Raw genomic sequence first — 7,615 nt, 5'->3', positions numbered from 1 at the left:
GTCGGCTCGGGCGTGGTTTCCAAAGTCCTCGAGTAAGGCGCCGCAAGGCACCCCCCGGCGACCCGCAAGGGACGCCGGTTCGACCGTGACAATTCGGCTGTCCCTCGGGTCAGCCACCCGGGTTCGAAGAGGGGGCAGGGTGTTCCTGCCCCCTCCTCTCAACTCAAACGCCGCGAAAGGCCAAGAATATGCAAAGCCAGAACATTCGCATTCGGCTCAAGGCTTTCGACTACCGCGTCCTGGATGCCAGCACGCAGGAAATCGTCAACACAGCCAAGCGGACCGGTGCCGCTGTGCGCGGGCCCATCCCGCTGCCGAACAAGATCGAGAAATTCACCGTTCTGCGTGGACCCCACGTGAACAAGAAATCCCGCGATCAGTTCGAAATCCGGACGCACAAGCGTCTGTTGGACATCGTCGATCCGACCCCCCAGACCGTGGACGCGCTAATGAAGCTCGACCTCGCCGCTGGTGTGGATGTCGAGATCAAGGTTTAAGGGGGCAGATCAGACATGCGCTCTGGAATCATAGCAAAGAAAGTCGGCATGACCCGGCTTTTCATGGAAGACGGCAAGCAGATCCCTGTGACCGTTCTTCATGTCGACAACCTTCAGGTCGTGGCGCAGCGTACCGCTGACGCACACGGTTACTCGGCTGTTCAGCTGGGCACCGGCACGATCAAGGCCAAGAACGTAAGCCAGGCGATGCGCGGCCACTTTGCCGTTGCCAAGGTGGAACCCAAGCGCAAGGTCGCCGAGTTCCGCGTCGCCCCCGAGAACCTCATCGCCGTCGGCGAAGAGATCACGGCCGACCATTACTTTGAAGGTCAGTTCGTGGACGTTTCGGGCACCTCCATCGGTAAGGGTTTTGCCGGTGCCATGAAGCGGCACAACTTCGGCGGCCTTCGCGCGTCGCACGGTGTGTCGGTCAGCCACCGTTCGCACGGCTCGACCGGTCAGTGTCAGGATCCGGGCAAGGTCTTCAAAGGCAAGAAGATGGCCGGTCACATGGGTGCCGCCAAGGTGACAACCCAGAACCTGCAAGTGGTCAAGACCGATGCCGAGCGTGGCATCATCATGATCAAGGGCGCGGTTCCGGGCTCCAAGGGTGGCTGGGTGACAATCAAGGACGCGGTGAAGAAGCCGACGCCCGAGAATGTGATCCTGCCCGCCGGCCTGCGTTCCGCCGCTGAAGAAGCCAAGAAGATGGCCGAAGAAGCCGCCGCAGCAGCCGCAGCAGAAGCCGCCGCCGCCGAGGCAGCAGCAGCCGAAGCAGCCGCCGCCGCAGAAGCCGCCGCTCTGAAAGAGGCAGAAGCCTCGATCGAAGCGGACAAGGGTGACGACGCAGCAGCATCCGAGAAGAAGGAAGGCGACGAATGAAACTCGACGTGATCAAACTGGACGGCGCGACTGCCGGGTCGGTCGAGCTGGGCGACGAGATCTTTGGTCTCGAACCCCGCGCCGACATCCTGCACCGTGTGGTCCGCTGGCAGCGCAACAAGGCGCAGGCCGGTACGCACTCGACACTGGGCCGCTCCGAAGTGTCCTACTCGACCAAGAAGATCTATCGCCAGAAGGGCACCGGCGGCGCACGCCACGGTTCGCGCAAGGCACCGATCTTCCGTTCGGGTGGCATCTACAAGGGCCCGACACCGCGCAGCCACGCACACGAACTGCCCAAGAAGGTTCGTGCGCTGGGTCTCAAGCACGCCCTGTCGGCAAAGCTCAAGGAAGGCTCGCTCATCATCATCGAGAGCGCCGAATCCGATGGCAAGACAGGCGCCCTGGCCAAGCAGATCAAATCGCTCGGCTGGAAGCGCACGCTGATCATTGACGGCGCTGCCGTGAATGAGGGCTTTGCCAAGGCCGCCGCAAACATCGAAGGTCTGGATATCCTGCCGTCGATGGGCGCAAACGTCTATGACATCCTCAAGCGTGACACGCTCGTGCTCACCAAGGCGGGTGTCGAAGCACTGGAGGCTCGTCTGAAATGAGCGCGAAGGCAGAACATTACGACGTGATCCGCAAGCCGATCATCACCGAAAAGTCGACCATGGCGTCGGAAAACGGTGCGGTCGTGTTCGAGGTCGACATCGCGGCCAACAAGCCCCAGATCAAGGAGGCCGTCGAGAGCCTCTTTGGTGTGAAGGTCAAGGCCGTGAACACCACGATCACCAAGGGCAAGGTCAAGCGGTTCAAAGGCATGCTGGGGCGTCGCAAGGACGTCAAGAAAGCCTATGTGACGCTCGTCGAGGGCAACACCATCGACGTGACCACCGGTCTCTGAACCGGCCGAACGTTTGAAAATTGGACCCCGGTTGCGCAAGCGGCCGGGGTCTTTTGATTGCGACTGAATTCAGACGCCGGCGCAGGCATGGTCGTGAATGGCCGGTGTGACGCGATGCCAACCGCACGAAAAAGAGGCGCGCGCACGCATGTCCAAGCGGGCGGGTTCGGTGGAGATGACGTGGGCAGGGAATTGGTCTAAGTTTCTCGGCAACTCCGTGTCAGGCTTGATCACCCCAACCATGAAACGCCGTACTTCGATGAACCAGCACGATTTTCAGAACGACATAGACATGATCGGTCGCAGTACGACCATTCCCACCCTCCTGGAAACGGTCCTGTTGGCAACCGGCATGGGATTTGCCGCCGTGGCCCGGGTCACAGACACACGGTGGGTCACCTGTCAGGCGCTGGATCGGATTGCATTCGGGCTGACGCCGGGGGACGAGCTGGACGTCACAAGCACACTTTGCCACGAAGTCATGCAACTTGGCGAAGAGATCGTCATCGATGACGTAAGGAGCGACCTGAAATATGATGACGTAAGGAGCGACCTGAAATATAAGGATCACCACTGCCCCGCACGCTATGGTTTCCGGGGCTACATCTCGGTTCCGATCCGCAGGTCGGATGGATCGTTCTTTGGCACGTTGTGCGCCATTGATCCCGAGCCCCGCAAGCTCAGGGACCAACGTGTCCTGTCGATGTTCCGGTTGTTCGCCAGAATGATCGGCGACAGTCTCGACGTCGAGGAGGCCCTGTCACAGAGCGAATGTGCTCTGACGAAAGAGCGTCATCTGGCGGAGGTGCAGGAACGCTTCATCGCTATTCTGGCGCATGATCTTCGAAATCCTGTCAGCGCGTTGACTGCGGGTTTTCGATTGATCGAACGCCACGACAGCAAGGCGAAAACCTCGGAAGTGATCGACCTGATGCGGGGCACGGTCAACCGCATGCACCTGCTGATCGAGAACCTGCTGGACCAAGCCCGGGAGCGTCGCGGCGGCGAGCTCGTCATCGAGCGGGAATTGACCGAAACGCTGGAAGAAGCGCTGACGCAGATCATTGCCGAGCTGCAGCCTCTCGCGCCCGGGCAACCGATCCATGCGACATTCGATCTGCCGGGCGCCATCAATTGTGACCTCCCGCGGGTCTCGCAGCTGTTTTCGAACCTGTTGGCAAATGCGATCACCCACGGAGCCGAGGGAACGCCGATCGAAGTCAAATCCAGAATCGTGGATGGCTGTTTCGTCCTGTCGGTTGCCAACTGCGGCACCAAGATTTCCGATGACCTGATGCCGTCACTATTCATGCCTTTCGAACGCGGCGGCGACCGCCCGAGCAGAGAAGGCCTGGGACTGGGGCTGTTCATCGCCTCCGAGATCGCCAAGGGCCATGACGGCACGCTGGACGTCGTATCGGACGACCATGAAACGGTATTCACCTTTCGGATGCGGAACGGCACGTCCCATCCGATTCATGCTTAAACGGGACCGTCGGGACGCCGACGACGAAGGTGGCACCCGTTGCCGAGCGCCTGATATTGGTCGGTTGCGGCCTTTCCCGCCTCAACCACTTGACCCTTCGTCCATCCTCCCCTAAAGCAACCCATCGGCACAGCCCCGGATTCGTCCGGGGCTTGCCTTTTGTCCCGCGCAGGTCCGCCTGCGCATGCAAGGACAGCGAACATCGGGCACCTTCGGGGGCCTATACCCAGGCCACCCTAGTAGCCGGTCGCAGGACCAGCGGGCGGGGGGCTTTAACATAGGCGGGGGTCCAGACCTCTGCCATCTGCTAAACGGAAGACAGAAAGCATGGCACTCAAGTCGTATAAGCCGACGACGCCGGGCCAGCGCGGGCTGGTGCTGATCGACCGTTCGGAACTGTGGAAAGGACGCCCCGTCAAAGCTCTCACCGAGGGTTTGACGAAATCGGGCGGCCGGAACAACACCGGACGGATCACATCGCGGCGCCGCGGTGGTGGGGCGAAACGCCTCTACCGGATCGTTGATTTCAAGCGCAACAAATTCGACGTGTCGGCCACCGTGGCCCGCATCGAATACGACCCCAACCGGACCGCGTTTATCGCTCTGGTACAGTATGATGACGGCGAGCAGGCCTATATCCTGGCCCCGCAGCGTCTTGCCATCGGGGACCGGATCGTGGCGGCCACCAAGGCCGACATCAAGCCGGGCAACGCAATGCCGTTTTCGGGCATGCCGATCGGTACCATCGTTCACAACATCGAACTGAAGCCGGGCAAGGGCGGTCAGATCGCACGCGCGGCGGGCACCTATGCCCAGTTCGTCGGTCGTGACGGTGGCTACGCCCAGATCCGCCTGTCCTCGGGCGAACTGCGTCTGGTACGTCAGGAATGCATGGCCACCGTCGGTGCCGTGTCCAACCCCGACAACAGCAACCAGAACTTCGGCAAGGCCGGTCGCATGCGCCATTATGGCAAGCGTCCGTCCGTTCGCGGTGTCGTCATGAACCCGATCGACCACCCGCATGGTGGTGGTGAAGGCCGGACCTCTGGTGGTCGTCACCCGGTGACCCCGTGGGGCAAGCCGACCAAGGGTGCCAAGACACGCAATACCAACAAGGCGTCGCAAAAGCTGATCATCCGCTCGCGTCACGCCAAGAAGAAAGGGCGCTAACCTATGGCTCGCTCTGTATGGAAAGGCCCCTTCGTTGACGCCTATGTGCTCAAGAAGGCCGAAGCGTCCCGCGAAAGCGGTCGCAACGAAGTCATCAAGATCTGGTCGCGCCGCTCGACGATCCTGCCCCAGTTCGTGGGTCTGACGTTTGGCGTCTACAACGGTCAGAAACATATCCCGGTAAACGTCTCCGAGGACATGATCGGTCAGAAGTTCGGTGAATATTCGCCGACACGGACCTACCATGGCCATGCGGCTGACAAAAAAGCGAAGCGGAAGTAAGCCATGAGCAAGGATAAAAATCCCCGCCGCGTGGCCGACAACGAAGCAATGGCAAAACTGCGCATGCTTCGCACCAGCCCGCAGAAACTGAACCTGGTTGCCGCGATGATCCGTGGCAAGAAGGTGGAAAAGGCCCTGACGGACCTGACCTTCTCGAAAAAGCGGATCTCGGACGACGTGAAGAAATGCCTTCAGTCGGCCATCGCCAACGCCGAGAACAACCACAATCTTGACGTGGACGAACTGATCGTGGCCGAGGCCTATGTCGGCAAGAACCTCACGCTCAAGCGCGGTCGCCCGCGTGCGCGTGGCCGGTTCGGCAAGATCGTGAAACCGTTCTCGGAACTCACCATCCTGGTGCGTCAGATCGAGGAGCAAGCCTAATGGGTAACAAGACCAATCCGATCGGGATGCGTCTCCAGATCAACCGTACCTGGGATTCCCGCTGGTACGCAGACACCAAGGACTACGGCAACCTCCTGCTGGAAGATCTCGCCATCCGCGCGTTCATCCACAAAGAGTGCGTCCAGGCCGGCGTGTCGCGCGTCATCATCGAGCGTCCGCACAAGAAGTGCCGCGTGACGGTCCATACCGCGCGTCCGGGCGTCATCATCGGCAAGAAGGGTGCGGACATCGAAGGTCTGCGCAAGAAGCTGGCCGCGATGACCAAGTCGGAACTGCACCTCAACATCGTCGAGGTCCGCAAGCCCGAGCTTGATGCACGCCTCGTGGGTGAGAGCATCAGCCAGCAGCTCGAACGCCGGGTGTCCTTCCGTCGCGCGATGAAGCGCGCCGTGCAGAACGCCATGCGTATGGGTGCCCAGGGTATCCGTGTGAACGTCGCGGGCCGCCTTGGCGGTGCCGAGATCGCGCGGACCGAATGGTATCGTGAAGGTCGTGTGCCGCTGCACACGCTCCGCGCGGACATTGATCACGCACATGTCGAGGCGGAAACCGCCTATGGCATCATCGGGATCAAGGTCTGGATCTTCAAAGGCGAGATCATGGAGCACGACCCTCAGGCACGTGACCGCAAGGCACAAGAACTCCAGGACGGCCCTGCACCCCGTGGTGCTGGCGGCGGCCGTCGCGATGATCGGAGATAAGCGATGCTTCAACCGAAACGCACTAAATTCCGCAAGCAGTTCAAGGGCCGGATTTCCGGTGAAGCCAAAGGCGGCAGCGACCTGAACTTCGGGACCTTCGGTCTCAAGGCCCTCCAGCCCGAGCGTGTGACTGCGCGTCAGATCGAAGCGGCCCGCCGCGCGATGACCCGCCACATGAAGCGCCAGGGCCGTGTCTGGATCCGGATTTTCCCGGATACGCCGGTAACCTCCAAGCCCACCGAAGTCCGGATGGGTAAGGGTAAAGGTTCCGTCGACTTCTGGGCCTGCAAGGTCAAGCCGGGCCGGGTGATGTTCGAACTGGACGGTGTTGGCGAAGACGTCGCCCGCGAGGCTCTGCGCCTTGCGGCGATGAAGTTGCCGATCAAGACACGGGTTGTGGTCCGCGAGGACTGGTAAGCCGCTGCGGCCGGTTCGTATCCGGCCGAGACAAGACAAGATCCCCGTCGCGCAATCGGCGGGGATTTTTTTGTGCGGCAACCCCGCGCGGTTCAGTCTTCCGAGATCCACGCCATGGCTTTGGACAACTCGTCGTCATCAAAATGCCGGACATCGGCATTGATGAACTTGCTGCTCACCCGTCTGGCCAGTTTCGCGTATCTGCTCGAACCGACCACCGCCATTCTGCTTACAAAGTGGCGGTGATCACGGACCAGCTTCAGATGATCCGCCACCGCACCCAGCCCCTGCCAGCCGTCAAATTCGCGCAGATCGAGCAGCAGCCGGAAGCGGTCATTGGCGCGGATGAACGCGTTCAGGTCCTGCTCTTCCTCGGCGTAGACCGATGAATCCAGCTTGCCCAGCAGTTGCACATGCAAGACGCCGCCGCCCAGATCCGTCTGGTGGATGCTGCCCAGCGACTCGCTCAGCCAGCGCCGGGCCTGGTCTTCTTCTGCCAGGGCAAAGACCATGACAGGACAGGGCATGAAGATGCTGAACGCCTGCACCGCGCGTCGGATCCAGGCCTTGTCGGCCACCAGAGCCACCCGGTCGAAGCCACGCCAATGCATGAGCCCGACCCGGGCATCTTCGAGCAGCGCCCCAAGGGTGTAATCGGTCAGGTCGTTGTCCACCCGCACCAGCATGCGCACATTGTCATGTTCGGCAATCGCGTCTTCCAGCGCCGGTATCAGGATTTTGGTATAGTCTTCTTCGGTCACCGCTCCGGAAAAATGGAACGCCAGGCGGTTGTCACGGGAAAACGGCAATTTTTCGATCATCACGGACCTCCAATTCAGAGCCATGCAGCGCATGGCCGTCCCGGAAT

The 7,615-nt window shown here is 61.0% G+C and carries 11 protein-coding genes; 10 read left to right on the top strand and 1 reads right to left on the bottom strand.

The window, feature by feature from the left end; genetic code table 11:
* The first annotated feature begins 188 nt into the window (after window positions 1–188).
* The 10 genes from rpsJ to rplP all read left to right on the top strand — a co-directional run bounded on the left by rpsJ (window position 189) and on the right by rplP (window position 6,747).
* Window positions 189–497: a 30S ribosomal protein S10 gene (rpsJ, locus tag FOY53_RS19045; RefSeq protein WP_047995998.1), complete on the top strand. Its 309-nt coding sequence runs from the start codon at window positions 189–191 to the stop codon at window positions 495–497.
* 15 nt (window positions 498–512) lie between these two features.
* Complete coding sequence (rplC, locus tag FOY53_RS19040) at window positions 513–1,379, top strand: 50S ribosomal protein L3 (protein WP_146591838.1); 867 nt, start codon at window positions 513–515, stop codon at window positions 1,377–1,379.
* On the top strand, window positions 1,376–1,993 hold the full coding sequence (gene rplD, locus FOY53_RS19035; protein WP_089269151.1) for a 50S ribosomal protein L4: 618 nt from the start codon (window positions 1,376–1,378) through the stop codon (window positions 1,991–1,993). Before rplC ends, rplD begins: the two co-directional genes overlap by 4 nt.
* A complete protein-coding gene (locus tag FOY53_RS19030) occupies window positions 1,990–2,286 on the top strand; it encodes a 50S ribosomal protein L23 (protein WP_146591835.1) in 297 nt (98 codons plus the stop codon). Before rplD ends, FOY53_RS19030 begins: the two co-directional genes overlap by 4 nt.
* A 97-nt stretch (window positions 2,287–2,383) precedes the next feature.
* Complete coding sequence (locus FOY53_RS19025; protein WP_246107471.1) at window positions 2,384–3,772, top strand: GAF domain-containing sensor histidine kinase; 1,389 nt, start codon at window positions 2,384–2,386, stop codon at window positions 3,770–3,772.
* Window positions 3,773–4,099: 327 nt separating this feature from the next.
* Window positions 4,100–4,942, top strand: a complete 843-nt coding sequence (gene rplB / locus FOY53_RS19020) for a 50S ribosomal protein L2 (RefSeq protein ID WP_146591833.1) — start codon at window positions 4,100–4,102, stop codon at window positions 4,940–4,942.
* 3 nt (window positions 4,943–4,945) lie between these two features.
* Window positions 4,946–5,224 carry a 30S ribosomal protein S19 gene (rpsS, locus tag FOY53_RS19015; RefSeq protein WP_099911981.1) on the top strand — a complete coding sequence of 93 codons (279 nt, stop codon included), beginning with the start codon at window positions 4,946–4,948 and terminating at the stop codon, window positions 5,222–5,224.
* Between the two features lie 3 nt (window positions 5,225–5,227).
* Window positions 5,228–5,608, top strand: coding sequence for a 50S ribosomal protein L22 (gene rplV / locus FOY53_RS19010; protein WP_089270634.1), 381 nt, complete (start codon window positions 5,228–5,230; stop codon window positions 5,606–5,608).
* Window positions 5,608–6,330, top strand: coding sequence for a 30S ribosomal protein S3 (rpsC, locus tag FOY53_RS19005; RefSeq protein WP_146591832.1), 723 nt, complete (start codon window positions 5,608–5,610; stop codon window positions 6,328–6,330). The genes rplV and rpsC overlap by 1 nt, the downstream gene beginning before the upstream one ends.
* A 3-nt stretch (window positions 6,331–6,333) precedes the next feature.
* Window positions 6,334–6,747 (top strand): 50S ribosomal protein L16, encoded by a 414-nt coding sequence (rplP, locus tag FOY53_RS19000; RefSeq protein ID WP_146591830.1) that lies wholly within the window; start codon window positions 6,334–6,336, stop codon window positions 6,745–6,747.
* A 92-nt stretch (window positions 6,748–6,839) separates the two neighbouring features.
* Here rplP and FOY53_RS18995 read toward each other — a convergent pair whose 3' ends face one another.
* Window positions 6,840–7,568 (bottom strand): SpoIIAA family protein, encoded by a 729-nt coding sequence (locus tag FOY53_RS18995; RefSeq protein WP_186766669.1) that lies wholly within the window; start codon window positions 7,566–7,568, stop codon window positions 6,840–6,842.
* Window positions 7,569–7,615 lie beyond the last annotated feature (47 nt).

Source organism: Puniceibacterium confluentis (genome assembly GCF_007923445.1).
GTDB classification, from domain to species: domain Bacteria; phylum Pseudomonadota; class Alphaproteobacteria; order Rhodobacterales; family Rhodobacteraceae; genus Puniceibacterium; species Puniceibacterium confluentis.
Note: the sequence above shows the minus strand (reverse complement) of the source record. Positions and strands in the feature narration are given on the sequence as shown.

What these genes read in the sequence shown, in the direction of transcription:
- rpsJ (WP_047995998.1), top strand. Translation starts at nt 189, where the DNA reads ATGCAAAGCCAGAACATTCGCATTCGGCTCAAGGCTTTCGACTACCGC.
- rplC (WP_146591838.1), top strand. Translation starts at nt 513, where the DNA reads ATGCGCTCTGGAATCATAGCAAAGAAAGTCGGCATGACCCGGCTTTTC.
- rplD (WP_089269151.1), top strand. Translation starts at nt 1,376, where the DNA reads ATGAAACTCGACGTGATCAAACTGGACGGCGCGACTGCCGGGTCGGTC.
- FOY53_RS19030 (WP_146591835.1), top strand. Translation starts at nt 1,990, where the DNA reads ATGAGCGCGAAGGCAGAACATTACGACGTGATCCGCAAGCCGATCATC.
- FOY53_RS19025 (WP_246107471.1), top strand. Translation starts at nt 2,384, where the DNA reads ATGGCCGGTGTGACGCGATGCCAACCGCACGAAAAAGAGGCGCGCGCA.
- rplB (WP_146591833.1), top strand. Translation starts at nt 4,100, where the DNA reads ATGGCACTCAAGTCGTATAAGCCGACGACGCCGGGCCAGCGCGGGCTG.
- rpsS (WP_099911981.1), top strand. Translation starts at nt 4,946, where the DNA reads ATGGCTCGCTCTGTATGGAAAGGCCCCTTCGTTGACGCCTATGTGCTC.
- rplV (WP_089270634.1), top strand. Translation starts at nt 5,228, where the DNA reads ATGAGCAAGGATAAAAATCCCCGCCGCGTGGCCGACAACGAAGCAATG.
- rpsC (WP_146591832.1), top strand. Translation starts at nt 5,608, where the DNA reads ATGGGTAACAAGACCAATCCGATCGGGATGCGTCTCCAGATCAACCGT.
- rplP (WP_146591830.1), top strand. Translation starts at nt 6,334, where the DNA reads ATGCTTCAACCGAAACGCACTAAATTCCGCAAGCAGTTCAAGGGCCGG.
- FOY53_RS18995 (WP_186766669.1), bottom strand. Translation starts at nt 7,568, where the DNA reads ATGATCGAAAAATTGCCGTTTTCCCGTGACAACCGCCTGGCGTTCCAT.